Source organism: Erythrobacteraceae bacterium WH01K (genome assembly GCA_027941995.1).
Lineage (GTDB): Bacteria > Pseudomonadota > Alphaproteobacteria > Sphingomonadales > Sphingomonadaceae > CAJXSN01.
On sequence record CP115966.1, the window covers coordinates 2,231,925 to 2,247,061 of the forward strand.

Below are 15,137 nucleotides of genomic sequence, written 5' to 3' on the forward strand. Positions count from 1 at the left end.
CAAGGAGTATGCTTACTGTTCAGTTAACCAAAGGAGAATGACATGGGTTCCCGTACACATCACGGCATGATGACGCTTGCAGGAATGCAGCGTTACTGTAGCAGCAACTATCAGGGCGGCGGAAGAGAGGACCGTTTCGGGCGCATGTTCCCTGATCTGTCCCCCGGCTATGTCGGGCAGGCCAGCCTGTCTGCCGTCGGCAGGCCGGGCGGGCCGATGGATTCGGGCAGCGCGAAGAAGAAAACCGCATCCGTCCCTGTCGGCATGATCTTCTTCGGCCAGTTCCTCGACCACGACATCACGCTGGATGCGACGACCAGCTTCCGCCAGGTGGTGAATGATGCAGAGGAAATTCCGAATATCCGCACGCCCACGCTGGACCTCGATTGCGTGTACGGCCTGGGGCCCGAGGCGCAGCCTTATCTCTACACCGACGACGATGACGATTTCCGCGGCGCGAAGCTGCTGGAAGGCGCGCCGGACGACCTGCCGCGCGCCCCCAACGGGCGCGCCATCATCGGCGACCCGCGCAATGACGAGAACCGCATCATCAGCCAGATCCAGCTCGCCATGATCCGGTTCCACAACCACGTGGTCGACACTCTGAAGGGCGAGCATCCCGAGCTGCGCCGCGCGGAACTGTTCGAGGAAGCCCGCCAGATCGCCACGTGGCATTACCAGCACGCGGTCGTGTTCGATTTCCTGACCGCCCTGTGCGGAGACGCGGTGGGAGGACATACTGGGCTGCGGCCGGCGCTATTATTGCGGCGGCCATCCCTATATCCCGGTCGAGTTCTCCGTCGCGGCCTACCGCTTCGGCCACTCCATGATCCCGCTGAAGGTTCAGACGCAAAAGCACGGCGCGAAGCACGACCTGTTCGGCAGCGTGCTGGGCAGCGGGTTCTCGCCGCTGTCCTCGCCCGATGCGGTCGTCGACATGCACGAGATCTTCGACACGCCGCAGAACCGTTCGGTCGAACGGGCCGACCAGCTCGACACCAAACTCGCCTCCATCCTGCTGGCGCTGCCCTTCGTTCAGGGGTCGGCGGACGAGAAATCGCTCGCCATCCGCAATCTGATGCGCGGCAATGTCTTCCTGCTGCCCGGCGGCGAGAAGGTGGCCGAGAAGATGGAACGCCCGGCGGACGAGATCGACAAGGTACGCGACAAAATCGAAGACCTGGGCCTTGGCCGCAAGGGCATTCCGCTATGGCTCTATCTTCTGGCAGAGGCGGAGGAAATCGGCCGCGAGCGCACGAATGGCGGTTTCGAGAAAGGCGAAGGCTTGGGCCCGGTGGGTGCGCGAATCGTGGCGGAGACGATCATCGGCCTGCTCGAACTGGACGACCATTCCTTCCTCGGCACCAATCGCAACTGGACGCCGCGCAGCGCGTGGGATTCGCTCGGCAAGATCCTTACCGCGACCAATCCCTGACAACGGGGGATGGCGGCCCTTCCGGCGCGTTTTCGTCGGCCGGGTCGCCCCCGTCTTGCGGTTCGCCCCCGTCAGGCTCCGGCGCCGTGCCAAGAATCTTCGCAGCCTCCGGATACAGGCGGACCAAAAGCCGCGTCGCACAGGTTTCCAGCAGGGTGCGCAATTCCTTTTCCAGTGCCGTGCGCCCGACACTCTGTCCCTTGGCGTAAAGCGCCGAAATCTCTTCCTCGTACCGGGTCAGCACGCCTTCGACATGGGTGATCCAGTATTCGGGATGCTCGCCCTCCTCCCATTCTCCGCGCCCGCGCCCGAAATGCGCCACGGCGAGATAGCGCAGCAGCGATGCGCCCAGGATGCGGGCGAAGAAATCGCGGCTCCAGCGGACATGCGCGCCGTCCTCGCCACGCGCGAGGTTGATGCCCTTGGCAAGGCCGCCCGCGCCGATTGCGCCCAGCACCCCGCCCACGATCATGCCGCCGCCCAGCGTCAGGCCCCCTGCCATCACGTCGGCGGCGACCCCGGTGGCCGCGCCCGACAGAATGCCGCCCAGCAGGGCCGAGAAGCCCTCCGGCGCCTTGTCGGAATGGCGGAAATCCTCGCTCAGCCGTTCCAGCACCTTGCGCGTCGCACTCCCCGACAGATTGTGCAGGTGGATCAGGCGTTCCGTGCTTTCGCGCGTTCCGGCAGCCAGCCGTTCGGACAGCGCCTCCATCGCCTTCGTCGCGGCGCGGGCGTCGTTCTTCCCGCCGGTCAGCGCCTTTGCCAGCCCGTCGCGCCAGCCCCCGCCTTCGACCTTCTCGCTGTCCACCAAGGCTGCGGCGAGCGGCGCGGCAAGCGCGGCCATCGAGGCATCGAAGCGTTCCCGGTTTAGTTCCTTCCACCGCGCTTCCAGCCGCTTCATCGCGGGGCGCTTCTCTTCGCCCAGCAGCGGGGCCACGCGGTCGAGCAGGACGCCTTCCTGCACCCAGCACCGGGCAAAGGCGTCGAGCGGCAGCGCGCCTGCAACCTCGGAATGGGCGCTGACATGGGCGAGCCATTTCTGCGTCTCGCCGCCTGAATCCTCCTTCGGGCTGCCCATCTGGTTGAGCAGGATCAGCACCGGCTTTCCGATCCATGCCAGCACTTCCATTTCCAGCGCCACATAGGACGCCGCCGCGGGATCCTCTGCCGCGTTGACTAGGTAGAGGATGGCGTCGGCCTGCTCCCGCGCGTTCTTCACCGCCTGCTGGCTCGACCACAGGGGCCGCTCGCGCCACCGGTCCCAAACCTGCGTCAGCAACCAGCCGACGGGATTGCCGCTCATCCGCAAACGGTCGAGCAGGCGCGCCGTGTCGCCGAAACCGGGCGTATCCCACAGCATCAGCGTGTCGCCGCCCGCCTGGACCAGCACGTGCCCGCTGGCGAGATCGGTCACGTGCGCGGCATCGCGCACCTCGCCGATATCCTTGCCCAGAAGGGTGCGCGCCAGCGTGGTCTTGCCCGCATTGGTATGGCTGATCAGGCTGAGATTGACGGTCGTGCCGGCTGCTTCGGGGATCGGCGCTTCGGGAATGGGGCCGGGGGAAAGGGGTGTGCTCGCCATCAGCGCGCCTCCTGTCCGAGGAGCGTATTCTCCAGCCGCTCCACGACGTCGCGCGGGGGATGGCCGTCGAGGCTGAGCGACAGCATCGGGGCGTTCACGCCCGCCATCATGCGGCTCCAGCTTTCCAGCCGCTCCTCGATCCGCCGATCCAGCCCGGCCCGTCCTGCGAAATGGGCGCGGAAAGGCTGTTCGTCGACCAGTGCTGCAACGCGCACGCCCTGCCCTGCGGAATCGTAGAATTCGCGCAGCAGGCGTACGAAGGTCGCGTGGTTCTCCGCTTCGGGCGTGGCCGACAGGCTGAACAGGACGATATGCAGGTCCGCGTCCTCGTCCGGCGGGATGCGCGCCAGCCAGTCTTCTTCCGCGCCATAGGGGCAGGCGGGGTCGATCGTGACCTCGGCGCCTTCGCCGATGACGTCGCGCAGGGCAGTCTGTAGCGAACTGCGCGCGCCGCCATCCGGCGTATAGGCGTAGGGCGTGACCCGGATGCCGCCGCCGGAGGCGCCCTTGCCGACACTTCGCAGCAGGCGGCGAACATAGAAATCGTCCCGTCCCGGAACCCGGATACGGCCTGCGGTGATACTGGCGCGAACGGCCTGCCACCACGCCAGCAGCAGGCGAGGAACGGCGACCACGCCGATTACGGTCGCGGTCCACAGGATGATCCAAGGGCCGGCATTGGCCCCGCCCGTGCGGATGCCTTCGGCGCCCTCACCCGTCCAGCGTAGCGCGGCGATGCCGCTTTCATCGGGTATCGCGATGCCGGTCAGCAGGGATGCCGGACCAAGCAGCAGGGAAAGCAGCGCCTCGACCTCGCCCGCGCCGAGGAAGGTGCTTTCCCAGCCTGCGCGGTACTCGGTCGTCAGCGCGCGCAGGAATATGCCTGCCACCAGTCCGATCGCGAACAGGGCGGCGGCGAGATGGAAAATCAGCGCGATGCGCGATGCGTTGAGCTTTGCGGAGGCGCGGGCCCAGTCGTGCGCGAAATCGCCCAGCACGCCTTGGGACAAGGTGCTGGCGCCGCCCCCGCTCCCATTGCTTCCCAGTGCGGCGAGCGGATTGCCGAGGATTTGCCACCACTGGCGGCGCGGCTGGCGGTCTTCGTCGTCCCTGCCGCGGACCAGGCGGATGATCGGGCCCAGCAGGATGCCCGCATAGACGATGAGGTTCCAGATAATCACGCCCAGCAGGGGAAAGGCCAGCAATTCCATCCGGCTGCCCCCGTCCAGCTCGTTGCTGAGCACGCCCAGCACGAAGGCCGCGCCGGGGATGACGAACAGCCAGCGGGGGAAGCGGGACAATTTCAGCGCGCGCGCAATGCCGGGATGCCGCGCCTCCAGCCGCTGGACCGCGAAGCGCGACCTTGCGGCCAGGAAGACCTGCGGAGCGCGGCGGCCCTCCCCGGACGCGGCTTCGCGCGCGAAGGCATCGGCCTGCGTGCGGTCTTCGCGGGTCAGAAGCTGTTCGTCGCGGTCGCGCATTTCGGCCGCGCGGACCAGCAGAAGATGGCGGGCATCGTCCTCTGCCAGGGCGATGCCGCGGCCCGGACGTGTCCGCGCACCCTTCCCCGCGGCGGCTTTCGCCAATTACCTGTCCGCCGTGGCAGGCGCTGCGAGCGGGAAGAAGGGAATGCGGACTTCCAGCGGGCCGTTATCGGTCTCGAACGTGTAGAACCCTTCCATCGACCCGTGCGGCGTCGTCAGCGGGCAGCCGGACACGTAATCGTGCGAGGCCCCCGGCTGCAGCAGCGGGTTTTCGCCCACCACCCCGTCGCCATCGACATGGTTCACCATCCCGCGCCCGTCGGTAATGCGCCAGTGCCGCGTCATCAGGCGGATGGCCTGTTCGGACCCGTTCTCGATCCGGATGTGATAGACCCAGAACCACTTTCCGGCATCCGGCTGGCTCTGTTCGGGCAGGAAATTGACCGACACACGAACGGTGACGTCATGCGTGGTCGCGGCGTGCTGGAATAGGTCTTTCATCACGATTCGAGAGGGTAAGCGGTTGGCCACCACGCGCAAGGGGGGCTTAGGGCTATTTTTCCACCAAGCGTGGGATGATGGCGGATCGGCTTTACATCGCCGCGCTCAGTTCGCGATGATCGCCTCGCTAGCGTCGCTGGTCTCGCCTTTCGCATCTTTTTGCACCTTGAGCCTTTCCTTCTCTGCATGAACGACTGCACGCTCCGCTGCGAAACCATCGGGCGTGTGGATAGAAGTCGGGTTATGCTCGGCGAGGAAGCCAAGTAGCGCTTCCAGCCATTCAACTTCCCTTTCCGCCGTGCCGAAACCGTGATCGGCACCGGTGATTTTCAAGGTCTCTATCGTCTTTCCCGCTTTCTCTGCTGCCTTTTCGAAAGCTTCGAATTGCTCGATCGGGACGATGCGGTCGCGTGTTCCATGCGCTACGAGCACCGGGCGCGTGAGGGACTCGACTTTCTTTACAGGACTGACCTCGTCGAGCTCGAAGCGCTCGCCCGTATTTTCCCCTTCGAGCCGGTTGCTCCATCTCCTGCCCGCCCGGCGGGAAATGAATTCGCCCCTGGAATATTTGATTTGTTCGTCGAGGTCGGTCGGCCCCGCCCAACTTGCCGCGCAACGGTAGATTTCAGGGTTGCGGATGGCGCCCCAAAGCGCCGCATACCCGCCATAGCTTCCGCCAACAATGCAAACCTTGCCGGGATCGGCGTGGCCCTCCTCTACGGCCCAATGCACCGCATCGTCGAGATCGTCCTCATGGCCCGACCGATCTGCCCTACTCCGAGGTCTTCGAACGATCGTCCAAAGCCCGACGAGCCCCGAAAATTTGGCTGCAGCACCGCATAACCGCGGGTCGCAAGAACCTGCACATTGCGATCATAGTCTAGTGTGTCGCGCACTCCGTAAGGTCCCCCATGCGGCAGGACGATCAAGGGATGCGGCCCCGCGCCATCGCTTAGCGCGGCTGCTGGAGCAGGGATTGTCATGTAACCCGAAATAACCGTCCCGTCGCGCGCTGTGTAGCGGATCGGTTTGGGCGCAGCCGTGCGCGTCTCGTCAAGACCGGGAAAAAGTTCGGAATACACAGCGAGCTGCCCGCGCGATGGATGAAAGATATAAAGGACACCCGGATCGGAAGCCGAACCGTGCCACACCAGCATTTTGCCCGCAGGTGTGCATTGCAGGATTTTCGTATCGCCCGGCCCCAGAGCCTGCGCCAATTGCGCGCGTATGTTCGCGACCTGGGGATCGAGCCACTCGCGCTGTTCGGTGTCGTCGACGTACTCGACCGCATCGAGACTGCCGTCATCGCCAAACACGGTACCGGTCACATCCCATACCGGGTGAGAATAGACGAGCTCGCCCATCGTACCGGTTGCATAATCGAATCGCCGCAGTTCCTGCCTGCCTTGTGCGTTCTCCACCAAAGCGTATCCCAGATCGGTTCCCGGCGTGAGCTTGACCACACCCCAATTTTCCAGATCGGATTCATCGTCGAACCGTATCTTGGTAACGCGATCGAGATCCTCGCCCGGACCGCTGCGATAATAGAACGTCGCTTTCTTCGAGCCGACAAACTTCATGCCGAGCCGAACCATGCCCGCATCGTCGGCCCACCACTCATCGATGCCATTAGCGGAGGGCTGAACCTTGACCGCCATATCGGCGCCCGATCCATCCAGCGGAAAGCGCCAGACGTCCGGCGGATCGAAAATTTCTTGCTGACCGACAAAAGCACGAAGCGTCCGGCAGGATCGACATGCAGGATATCGTCCCCCTCGAAACCCTGGTCCTTGAAACCGACAAAGCTGCTCTTGCCCGTGTCGAGATCGAACACCTCGGTCGTCGTGAACGGGATGCCGCCATAGAGCAGCGAGCCCAAGCTCCAGAAACTGCCATGGATGAGTACCCGGCGATTGCCAGCCCAGCGCCACCTCGTGAACCCGAGGCCATCGGCCGGCCCGAATAGCCGGATCATTTTCCCACTGTCGCTATCCACTATAGCGAGCATGCGTTTGTCGTCACGGCTCACGAAATGGCCCAGCATGCTGCCATCGGGCGAAAGCCGCGGAGCGGAAAGGAACGCGGCCTGCGTCATGGCTTCGAGCGAGATATCGGGATCGCTCGGAGCCATCGCATCGGCCACCTGCGGCCCCTCTTTTGGCTCCGGCTGCCCTTGGCTTGCAAGGGCCTGAACAGCGAAGGATGCGGTGCAGATGAGAGACGCAAGCATGCGCAGCAGTGTCGGCAGGCAGATCATCTGTATTCCTTGTATCAGGCGGCTATCCTAACCCGCGGCGACACAAGGGCAACCCCGCCTGCCTACCCGCCGAAATCCTCCGCCTTGCCGGTGGCGCTGATGGCGGCGCACAGGCGCCTCAGCGCGACGCCATAGGCTGCGGTGCGCATGTCGAGCCCCTTGTCTTCCATCAGGTCGCGGACCTGTTCTGCCGCGTCTTCCATCTTTTCCTCGAGGTAATCGTCCACCTCTTCCGCGTCCCAGCCCAGGCCGGTGCGGCCCTGTATCCATTCGGCGTGGCTGATCGTGACGCCGCCGCCATTGGCGAGGATGTCCGGCACGACGTCGATGCCTGCCTCGCGCAAGGGTTCGTCGGCCGCGGGCAGGATCGGGCGATTGGCGATTTCCACGATGGCCTTGCACGACAGTTTTCCGACATCGTCCGCATCCGCAATCACCCCGCCGAGCGCGGCAAGGACCAGCACGTCGCACTCCACCTCCACGATGGCGCTGCCGTCATCGGACGTCTCGCCGCTGCCGTAATCGGTGACGGAGCCGCCCTTTTCCTTCGCCTCGATCACCGCATCGATGTCCAGTCCCTGCGCATCGCTGACCATCCCGCTGCTGTCGGAGATGGCGACGACCCTGTGCCCCGCATCCACGGCGGCCCGGGCGAACCACGTCCCTGCATTGCCGAAACCCTGCAGCGCAATGCTCAGGCCGTCGCTGCCGTCCAGCCCCAGGCTTTCCCGCATGGCTTCCAGCGCGATCAGGCCGCCGCGCCCGGTTGCCGGCGTGCGCCCTTCTATCCCGCCAAGCGCGACAGGCTTGCCGGTGAAGGCATGCGGCTCGATGCCGCCGGTCAGAGCGCCATATTCATCGACCATCCACGCCATTTCCCGCGTGCCGGTCGCGACATCGGGCGCGGGAACGTCCCGGTCGGGGGACAGGATGCGGGCGGCGCTTCGGACATAGCCGCGCGCCAGGCGTTCCTTCTCCATCAGCGAAAGGTCCCCGGCATCCACGCTGACGCCGCCCTTGCCCCCGCCGAAGGGCAATCCCATCAGCGCGCATTTCATGGTCATCAGGAAGGCCAGCGTCTGGACCTCGTCCTCGCACACGCTGGGATGGAACCTGATGCCCCCCTTGGTCGGGCCGAGCGTCGAATCGTAGCGGCACCGCCAGCCCTTGAGTTGTTCCAGCGATCCGTCATCGCGCCGCAGCGGGATGGAGAAGGCCAGCGTTTCCGTCGGATAATCGAGCCGCTCGACCGTTTCCTGCGCCAGGTCCAGTTCGTCCGCCGCGCGGTGCATTCTCTCGCGCGCGGCGCTCAGCATGTTTCCCATGTGGTATTCCCATTCGCATCGTCTTCGCCCGGGAGCGGGCCCTTGCAAGACATAGCGCGGGGGAACGCGGCGGGTTCCATGAAGCGCGGTCAGCCGCCCAGCATTTCCTCGATCTGGCCGAGCCGTTCCTTGCCGAAGAACATCTCGTCACCGATGAAAAAAGTCGGGATGCCGAAGGCGCCGCGCTCTACCGCCTGCCCGGTATTGTCCGCCAGCTGCTGCTTCACACCGGCGTCCTGCGTCCGCTCCAGCAAGGCACGGGCATCGAAGCCGCCGCGTTCCAGCACCGCAGCCACCGCTTCGGGATCGCCGACTGCTATATTGTCTTCCCAGATTGCGGGCAGCAGGCAATCGAGCATGGTCCCGCGGCGGTCCGCCCCGCACGCGACCAGCGCGCGTTGCACTAGGATGGAATTGAACGGCAGGTCCGGATGCATGCGAAACCGCGTCAGCCCATGCTTTTCAAGGAAGCGTTCGAATTCCAGCCGCGCATATTCGACTTTCCCCTTCACATCCGCATCGCGCATCATCGGCGGGGCATTGCCGGTCAGCTTGTGCATTCCGCCGAGATAAACCGGAGTAATCGCGATGTCGGCGCCGGTGCGCGCGGCGATATCCTTCAGCGGATACCAGGCGAGATAGCCGTTCGGCGCCGAGAAATCGAAAATGAACTCTACCGTTTTGGCCATATTGCGTCCCCTTGCGTGATTATTGCCGGCCCGTTCTGTGCCAGCCTTGCCCGAAAGGAAAGGTCGAGGTCGGCCGTCCGTTCTCCACCGGCGTTGCGACATCGTTTGTTGCAATTCATTCGCATTAGCATACCATCATGCCGGAAAGGATACTCCATGCCCGGTCAATCGTCCCACACGCCCGCTTCTCCTCTCGCCCTGCCCCTGCCGGATACGCGTCATGCGACGCTCGGCCTGATACTCGTGCGCAGGATGGCCGTTCACGGTCCGCTCGATTCGCGTGCCAGCATGCTGGCCATGGATGCGGCGGGACCGCATTTCCGCAAACTGCTGGTGCTGGGGCGCGCGTTCCTCGTCGATCTGGGCCGTACATCGGCCCGGACCATCCACCTCGCCCCGTGCTGCGCCACCGGCATGACCCGGGACGAGGGACTGATCATCGAACTGATGGAGAATGGCGGGCTGGATGTGCTGGCCGCACTGACGGACGATGCGAAATCGTGCGCGGCACGTGATACCGCCCTCGCCTTCGGCCGGGAACTGCGCGCGCTGGCCTGCAGGCGCGGCTGGAAAAGCTAGATCCCGGCGGCCTTCAGCGCTGCGTCCAGGTCCTCGGTAATGTCGGCGATATCCTCCAGCCCGACATTGATCCTGAGCAGGCCCTCGGTCACGCCCATGTCCTGACGGGCTTCGGCTGCCATCCCGGCATGGGTTGTGCTGGCGGGATGGCACATCAGGCTGCGTGCATCGCCGATATTGTTGCTGATATCGACCAGTTCCAGCGCATCGAGCACCGCAAAGGCACGGGCACGCGTGCCCACATCGAAAGCGAAGATGGGACCCGTCGCCTCCATCTGCGCCTTCGCAAGGTCATGGCGCGGGTGGCTGGGAAGGCCGGGATGCAGGATGCGCCCGCCCGCCTTTTCCAGCCGGGGTTCCAGGAATTGGCCCAGCGCGACCGCGTTCTCGCTCTGCCGGTGCGCTCTCAGGGACAGCGTCTCCAGTCCTTTCAGCACGACCCATGCGTTGAACGGGGCGCAGTTCGGCCCGGTATTGCGCTGGAAGGGAAGCAGCACGTCCTCGATCCATTCCTCGCTGCCGCAAATGGCCCCGGCCAGCACGCGGCCCTGCCCGTCCATCAGCTTCGTCGCGGAATAGGCCACCACGTCTGCGCCGAATTCCATCGGGCGCTGCAGCGCGGGGCTGGCAAACGCATTGTCCACCACGGTCGTGATGCCGTGCGCTTTCGCCAGCGCGCAGACATGGGCGAGATCGACCACGTCCAGCGTCGGGTTGGCCGGCGTCTCGAAGAAGAAAACCTTGGTGTTGGGACGGATCGCGGCTTCCCAAGCATCGTTGTCGGCGCTGTCGATCACGCTGGTCTCGATCCCGAAGCGCGGCAGCAGATTGTCGACCAGCCAGCGGCAACTGCCGAAGGCGGCGCGCGCGGCAACGCAGTGGTCCCCGGCGGAAAGCTGGCACAGCAGCGCAGCGGTCATCGCGGCCATGCCGCTCGCCTGTGCGCGGCACGCGCCTGCCCCTTCCATCAGGGCGATGCGTTCCTCCAGCATCGCCACGGTCGGGTTCTGGAGGCGCGAATAGGTCATGCCCGGAGCATCGCCCGCGAACCGGTCGGCCACGGTCTGCGCATCGTCGTAGGTATAGCCGGAGGTGAGGAACAGCGCCTCGCTCGTCTCGCCATGCTCGCTGCGCCATGTGCCGCCGCGTATGGCTTGCGTGGCCGGGCGCCAGTTGCGGGTGACGGTGCGGTCTGTTCCGGTGGTCTTTTTCATCTCCCGTGCGGCTTAGGCAGGGGGACGCAGTGCGGCAAGACCGGCTTGCCGTGCAGGCAAACAAAAAGCGGAGCCTCCGAAGAAGCTCCGCTTTCACGCCTCGGTCGAGGCTCTAGTGACAGCGAATTACACGCTGACGGGAATATCGTCATCGTCGTCATCATCGCCCAGCACGGCCAGCAGGGTGATGCCGATGGCGCCGATAGCCAGAATGATGAGCGTCGGAGTAGCGTCGCCGCCGCCCAGTTCGCTGCTTTCGGCAACAGGAGCCGAACGGTCGGCCACGGTTGCCTGCGCGGTGACCGGCGCAATCGCCAGGCCAAGAGCGGCCATGGAGAGGCCGATGGATTTGAACGTCATATAAATACTCCGAAAATCGGGGATTGAGCGACCGACAAGCCCACGGTCGAAGCTCGCCTGTGCATGGCCATAAACCCGATTCGCGATGAAAAATAGTATGTTTTCGCCAGTCTGTTATCGAAGCGGGGCGAGCTGTCCTGTCGAATATGCGAACACTTCGAGAGCCGCGACCTGTTTCATGCCCTGCTGAATCAATGCGGTTGCAGCGGCGTCGGCTGCTGGTATTCATTCCGGTCCATGGCGCCCGCGACACACGAGAAAGACCCGCTGGGGCCGATACTGGCCATCTGCGCCATTTTTCTTTGCGGCGTGCTCTGGCGCATAACCACGCCTTCGCAGCTGTATTTCGACGAGATCCACTACGTCCCCGCAGCCCGCATCCTGCTGGACCTCGAAGGCTGGCCCAATGCCGAGCATCCGCCGCTCGGCAAGCTGATCATCGCTGCCAGCATCGCCGCTTTCGGAGATACGCCGCTGGGATGGCGGCTGCCCTCGGCCGTGGCGGGCACCATCGCCCTGTTCGCCTTTGCCCGGGCCCTGTGGTTCGCCAGCGAGCGGAGGGCGGCCACGATCGGCTACGCCTTGCTTCTTGCAAGCGGGTTCCACCTGTTCGTCCATGCGCGGATCGCGATGCTGGACGGGCTGTTTATCGCGTTCCTCGCCCTGGCCCTGTGGCAGGCGGCGGGCGCGGTGCGCGAACCGGAGACGGGCCGCTGGCGGCTTGCCCTGTGCGGCATCGCGATCGGGGCCGCGCTCGCGGTGAAGTGGACGATGATCCCCTTCGCGCCGCTGTTCGGCCTGACCTTCCTGGCCGCGCGCTGGAGCGCCGGTCGCAGGCGGCTGCTGATGAGCCGGCGGGGCGCGCCCGTGCCCGGCATCACCCTGGCCGAGGCGGCCCTGTGGCTCGGTGCCGTTCCGCTGCTGGTCTATTGCGCCAGCTTCGCACCGGCGCTGCTGGTTTCCCCCTCGCCCTTCGCCGAGACGTCCCTGCCCGGCCTGCAGCGCACGATGCTGGACCTGCAGCAGAGCGTGAAGGCACCGCACACCTATCAGAGCATGTGGGCCGACTGGGTGCTGAACTGGCGGGCGATCTGGTATCTTTACGAAGGCGTCGACGGGGCGCAGCGCGGGGTCATGCTGATCGGCAATCCGCTGACCATGCTCATCGCCCTGCCGGCACTCGCATGGTGTGCCTGGGCAGGCCTCGTCAGGCGGCGGATGGACGCGCTGGCCGTGCTCGTGCTGTATGCGGCGGCGCTGGGCTTCTGGATCGTCGCAGCCAAGCCGACGCAGTTCTACTACCACTATTTCGCGGCCAGCTGTTTCCTGCTCGCCGCACTGGCGCTGGCACTGGACGCAGTGTGGCAGCGGGGCCTGCGCTGGCCCATGATCGGCACGGTCGGGGCAAGCTTGACGCTGTTCGCCTTCTACTACCCGATCCTGAGTGCTGCGCCGCTGGACAATATCCGCAGCTTCGAGAAATGGTCTTGGCTGGAAAGCTGGACCTGACGCGGGCGGCTCCGGCCTGTTGTCGTCAGAACCGGCCCCAGACGAACCGGCTGGACAGGGCGTAATTCCACACCGCCCCGATGACGATACCGGCGCCGGCCGCCAGCAGCCAGTAGAGGCCCCGCGCCTCGAGAAAACCGGCCAGCCCCACATTGGCCAGCGCTCCGACCGAGCAAGTCAGGCAGAATCCCGCCCATCCGCGCAGCAGCGCCCCCGCTCCCCGCAGCCTGCGATCGGCATAGGTCAGGAGGTTGTTGAGCCAGAAATTGAACGTCATCGCGGCAAGGGTCGCCAGCGCCTGCGCGAACACGAACTCACTGCTCAGCGCCACATGCAGCAGCGCCAGCACCGCGACATGCACGGCCACACCCAGCGCGCCGACACTGGCGAACATGGCAAAGCGCGTCGGCACGATCCGCCCCAGGTAGCGGTCGTAGAGGCCGACGAGGAATTCGAAGGCGACCGCGTTGTCGAGCTTGCTGGTCCCGCTGCGCCGCTCCGCGAAACGGAGGGGAACCTCGACAACGCGCAATTGCCCCGGCGCGGCGGACAGGATGTCGAGCAACAGCTTGAACCCGATGCCCGACAAACGCGGGGCAAGCGCGCGCAGGGCATCGGTCCGCATCAGGAAATATCCGCTCATCGGATCGCTCAGCCGGACGCCGGTGACGGCCCGCGCCAGCCGGTTGCCAAGGCCGGAGGCTTTTGCGCGCCCCGCCCCGTCAAGGCCCGCCGCGCTGGCACCTTCCATGAAGCGGGAGGCAACGGCAATGTCCGCATGGCCGTTCGCAACCGAGTCCAGCATACGTTCCAGCAAGGCCGGGTCATGCTGGTGATCGGCATCCATCACCGCGACGAAGCGCGCGGGCGTCGCCAGCACCCCTTCCAGCACGGCAGAGGCAAGCCCCCGCCGCCCGATGCGGTGGAGCACCCGGATACGGGCATCCGCCGCCGCCAGCCTGCGCGCAAGGTCCGCCGTGCCGTCGGCACTGTCGTCGTCGACGATGACGATTTCCCACGCGATACCGGCCAGGGCGGTCTCGATCCGCTCGACCAGCGACGCCAGGTTTTCGCGCTCGTTCAGCGTGGGCAGGATGACGGCAAGCTGGGGCATGGCCCCTGCCTGTTACAAGGCTCCTCAGAGACGCGCCAGCACCGCGTCGCCGAGGTCCCTTGTCCCTGCCTCGCCGCCGAGATCGAACCCGCGAACCCCGTCTGCCAGGACGCACGCCACCGCGTTTTCGATCCGGTCGGCGTCCTGAGCGCGGCCGAAGGAATGGCGCAGCATCATGGCGGCGGACAGGATCGCGGCGAGCGGGTTCGCCTTGCCCTGCCCGGCAATGTCGGGCGCGCTGCCGTGAATGGGTTCGTAAAGGCCGAAGGTGCCGTGCTGCGTCTCCCGCTCGCCCAGACTGGCGCTGGGGAGCAGGCCGATGGAGCCGACACACATGCTGGCCTGGTCGGACAGGATATCCCCGAACAGATTGCCGGTCACGATCGTATCGAACTGCCCCGGCGCCCGGACGAGCTGCATCGCGGCGTTGTCGACATAGAGATGGTCGAGCGTCACGTTCGGATACTCCGCCGCAACCTCGATTACCACGTCGCGCCAGAGCTGGCTGGTTTCCAGCACATTCGCCTTGTCGACGCTGGTCAGGCGTTTGCTGCGGGTCTGCGCCGCGCGGAAAGCGGTATGCGCGATGCGGCGCACCTCGCCTGCCGAATAGGCCATGCGGTCCCAGCCCTCGCGCTGGCCGTCCGGCAGGGTATGCGTGCCCTTCTCGCCGAAATAGACGTCGCCGTTGAGTTCGCGCACGATCAGCAGGTCGATCTCGCGGGCGATCTCCGGCCGCAGGGCGCTGGCATCCTCCAGCCCTTCGAACATGGTCGCAGGCCGCAAATTCGCAAACAGGCCGAGCTGCGAGCGCAGGCCCAGCACCGCCTGTTCGGGCCGGTGCTCGCGCGGCAGGTCGTCGCAGGACGGATCGCCGACCGCGCCGAACAACACGGCATCGGCCTCGCGCGCCATGGTCAGCGTCTCTTCGGGCAGCGGGTGGCCATGGAGACGATAGGCAGCCGCGCCGACATCGCCTTCGAACAGGGTCAGGCCCGGCAGGTCCAGCGCCTCCAGCACCCGCACGGCCTCCGCCGTGACCTCGGGGCCGATACCGTCACCGGGAAAAACCGCTATTTTCATGATCT

16 protein-coding genes are annotated in these 15,137 nt (G+C 65.5%); 3 read left to right on the plus strand and 13 right to left on the minus strand.

The annotated features are described in order from the left end of the window. Nucleotides 1–12 precede the first annotated feature (12 nt). Entirely contained in the window at nt 13–738 is a 726-nt protein-coding gene (locus tag PF049_10995; GenBank protein ID WBY16115.1) for a hypothetical protein, read from the minus strand. 88 nt (nt 739–826) lie between these two features. Between PF049_10995 and PF049_11000 the strand changes: the two genes are divergently transcribed. Next, nucleotides 827–1,435: a hypothetical protein gene (locus tag PF049_11000; GenBank protein WBY16116.1), complete on the plus strand. Its 609-nt coding sequence runs from the start codon at nt 827–829 to the stop codon at nt 1,433–1,435. Here the strand turns inward: PF049_11000 and PF049_11005 are convergent. The 8 genes from PF049_11005 to PF049_11040 form a co-directional block, all read right to left on the minus strand. Next, nucleotides 1,416–3,017: a DUF3482 domain-containing protein gene (locus PF049_11005; protein ID WBY16117.1), complete on the minus strand. Its 1,602-nt coding sequence runs from the start codon at nt 3,015–3,017 to the stop codon at nt 1,416–1,418. The genes PF049_11000 and PF049_11005 overlap by 20 nt on opposite strands. After that, nucleotides 3,017–4,603, minus strand: a complete 1,587-nt coding sequence (locus tag PF049_11010; protein ID WBY16118.1) for a DUF2868 domain-containing protein — start codon at nt 4,601–4,603, stop codon at nt 3,017–3,019. The genes PF049_11005 and PF049_11010 overlap by 1 nt, the downstream gene beginning before the upstream one ends. Continuing rightward, nucleotides 4,604–5,002, minus strand: coding sequence for a Co2+/Mg2+ efflux protein ApaG (gene apaG / locus PF049_11015; protein ID WBY16119.1), 399 nt, complete (start codon nt 5,000–5,002; stop codon nt 4,604–4,606). 105 nt (nt 5,003–5,107) lie between these two features. Next, nucleotides 5,108–5,734, minus strand: a complete 627-nt coding sequence (locus PF049_11020; GenBank protein ID WBY16120.1) for a prolyl oligopeptidase family serine peptidase — start codon at nt 5,732–5,734, stop codon at nt 5,108–5,110. Beyond that, nucleotides 5,719–6,660 (minus strand): prolyl oligopeptidase family serine peptidase, encoded by a 942-nt coding sequence (locus tag PF049_11025; GenBank protein WBY16121.1) that lies wholly within the window; start codon nt 6,658–6,660, stop codon nt 5,719–5,721. Before PF049_11025 ends, PF049_11020 begins: the two co-directional genes overlap by 16 nt. Next, nucleotides 6,579–7,259 (minus strand): hypothetical protein, encoded by a 681-nt coding sequence (locus tag PF049_11030; protein ID WBY16122.1) that lies wholly within the window; start codon nt 7,257–7,259, stop codon nt 6,579–6,581. Before PF049_11030 ends, PF049_11025 begins: the two co-directional genes overlap by 82 nt. A 62-nt stretch (nt 7,260–7,321) precedes the next feature. Beyond that, entirely contained in the window at nt 7,322–8,584 is a 1,263-nt protein-coding gene (locus tag PF049_11035) for a Glu/Leu/Phe/Val dehydrogenase (GenBank protein WBY16123.1), read from the minus strand. Between the two features lie 89 nt (nt 8,585–8,673). Next, a complete protein-coding gene (locus PF049_11040; protein ID WBY16124.1) occupies nt 8,674–9,273 on the minus strand; it encodes a 2-hydroxychromene-2-carboxylate isomerase in 600 nt (199 codons plus the stop codon). A gap of 156 nt (nt 9,274–9,429) precedes the next feature. Here PF049_11040 and PF049_11045 point away from each other — a divergent pair, with 156 nt between their 5' ends. After that, on the plus strand, nt 9,430–9,852 hold the full coding sequence (locus tag PF049_11045) for a hypothetical protein (GenBank protein ID WBY16125.1): 423 nt from the start codon (nt 9,430–9,432) through the stop codon (nt 9,850–9,852). Here the strand turns inward: PF049_11045 and PF049_11050 are convergent. Further along, on the minus strand, nt 9,849–11,066 hold the full coding sequence (locus PF049_11050) for an aminotransferase class I/II-fold pyridoxal phosphate-dependent enzyme (protein ID WBY16126.1): 1,218 nt from the start codon (nt 11,064–11,066) through the stop codon (nt 9,849–9,851). The two genes, PF049_11045 and PF049_11050, sit on opposite strands and share 4 nt — an antisense overlap. Before the next feature lie 126 nt (nt 11,067–11,192). After that, nucleotides 11,193–11,426: a hypothetical protein gene (locus PF049_11055; GenBank protein ID WBY16127.1), complete on the minus strand. Its 234-nt coding sequence runs from the start codon at nt 11,424–11,426 to the stop codon at nt 11,193–11,195. A 237-nt stretch (nt 11,427–11,663) separates the two neighbouring features. On the opposite strand from PF049_11055, the gene PF049_11060 reads away from it, so the two are divergent. Then, nucleotides 11,664–12,935, plus strand: a complete 1,272-nt coding sequence (locus tag PF049_11060; protein WBY16128.1) for a glycosyltransferase family 39 protein — start codon at nt 11,664–11,666, stop codon at nt 12,933–12,935. Nucleotides 12,936–12,960: 25 nt separating this feature from the next. Here PF049_11060 and PF049_11065 read toward each other — a convergent pair whose 3' ends face one another. Then, entirely contained in the window at nt 12,961–14,049 is a 1,089-nt protein-coding gene (locus PF049_11065) for a glycosyltransferase family 2 protein (GenBank protein WBY16129.1), read from the minus strand. Between the two features lie 24 nt (nt 14,050–14,073). After that, complete coding sequence (gene leuB, locus PF049_11070) at nt 14,074–15,132, minus strand: 3-isopropylmalate dehydrogenase (protein WBY16130.1); 1,059 nt, start codon at nt 15,130–15,132, stop codon at nt 14,074–14,076. Nucleotides 15,133–15,137 lie beyond the last annotated feature (5 nt).

What these genes read in the sequence shown, in the direction of transcription:
- PF049_10995 (WBY16115.1), bottom strand. Translation starts at nt 738, where the DNA reads ATGTCCTCCCACCGCGTCTCCGCACAGGGCGGTCAGGAAATCGAACAC.
- PF049_11000 (WBY16116.1), top strand. Translation starts at nt 827, where the DNA reads ATGATCCCGCTGAAGGTTCAGACGCAAAAGCACGGCGCGAAGCACGAC.
- PF049_11005 (WBY16117.1), bottom strand. Translation starts at nt 3,017, where the DNA reads ATGGCGAGCACACCCCTTTCCCCCGGCCCCATTCCCGAAGCGCCGATC.
- apaG (WBY16119.1), bottom strand. Translation starts at nt 5,002, where the DNA reads ATGAAAGACCTATTCCAGCACGCCGCGACCACGCATGACGTCACCGTT.
- PF049_11025 (WBY16121.1), bottom strand. Translation starts at nt 6,660, where the DNA reads ATGGCGGTCAAGGTTCAGCCCTCCGCTAATGGCATCGATGAGTGGTGG.
- PF049_11030 (WBY16122.1), bottom strand. Translation starts at nt 7,259, where the DNA reads ATGATCTGCCTGCCGACACTGCTGCGCATGCTTGCGTCTCTCATCTGC.
- PF049_11035 (WBY16123.1), bottom strand. Translation starts at nt 8,584, where the DNA reads ATGGGAAACATGCTGAGCGCCGCGCGCGAGAGAATGCACCGCGCGGCG.
- PF049_11040 (WBY16124.1), bottom strand. Translation starts at nt 9,273, where the DNA reads ATGGCCAAAACGGTAGAGTTCATTTTCGATTTCTCGGCGCCGAACGGC.
- PF049_11045 (WBY16125.1), top strand. Translation starts at nt 9,430, where the DNA reads ATGCCCGGTCAATCGTCCCACACGCCCGCTTCTCCTCTCGCCCTGCCC.
- PF049_11050 (WBY16126.1), bottom strand. Translation starts at nt 11,066, where the DNA reads ATGAAAAAGACCACCGGAACAGACCGCACCGTCACCCGCAACTGGCGC.
- PF049_11055 (WBY16127.1), bottom strand. Translation starts at nt 11,426, where the DNA reads ATGACGTTCAAATCCATCGGCCTCTCCATGGCCGCTCTTGGCCTGGCG.
- PF049_11060 (WBY16128.1), top strand. Translation starts at nt 11,664, where the DNA reads ATGGCGCCCGCGACACACGAGAAAGACCCGCTGGGGCCGATACTGGCC.
- PF049_11065 (WBY16129.1), bottom strand. Translation starts at nt 14,049, where the DNA reads ATGCCCCAGCTTGCCGTCATCCTGCCCACGCTGAACGAGCGCGAAAAC.
- leuB (WBY16130.1), bottom strand. Translation starts at nt 15,132, where the DNA reads ATGAAAATAGCGGTTTTTCCCGGTGACGGTATCGGCCCCGAGGTCACG.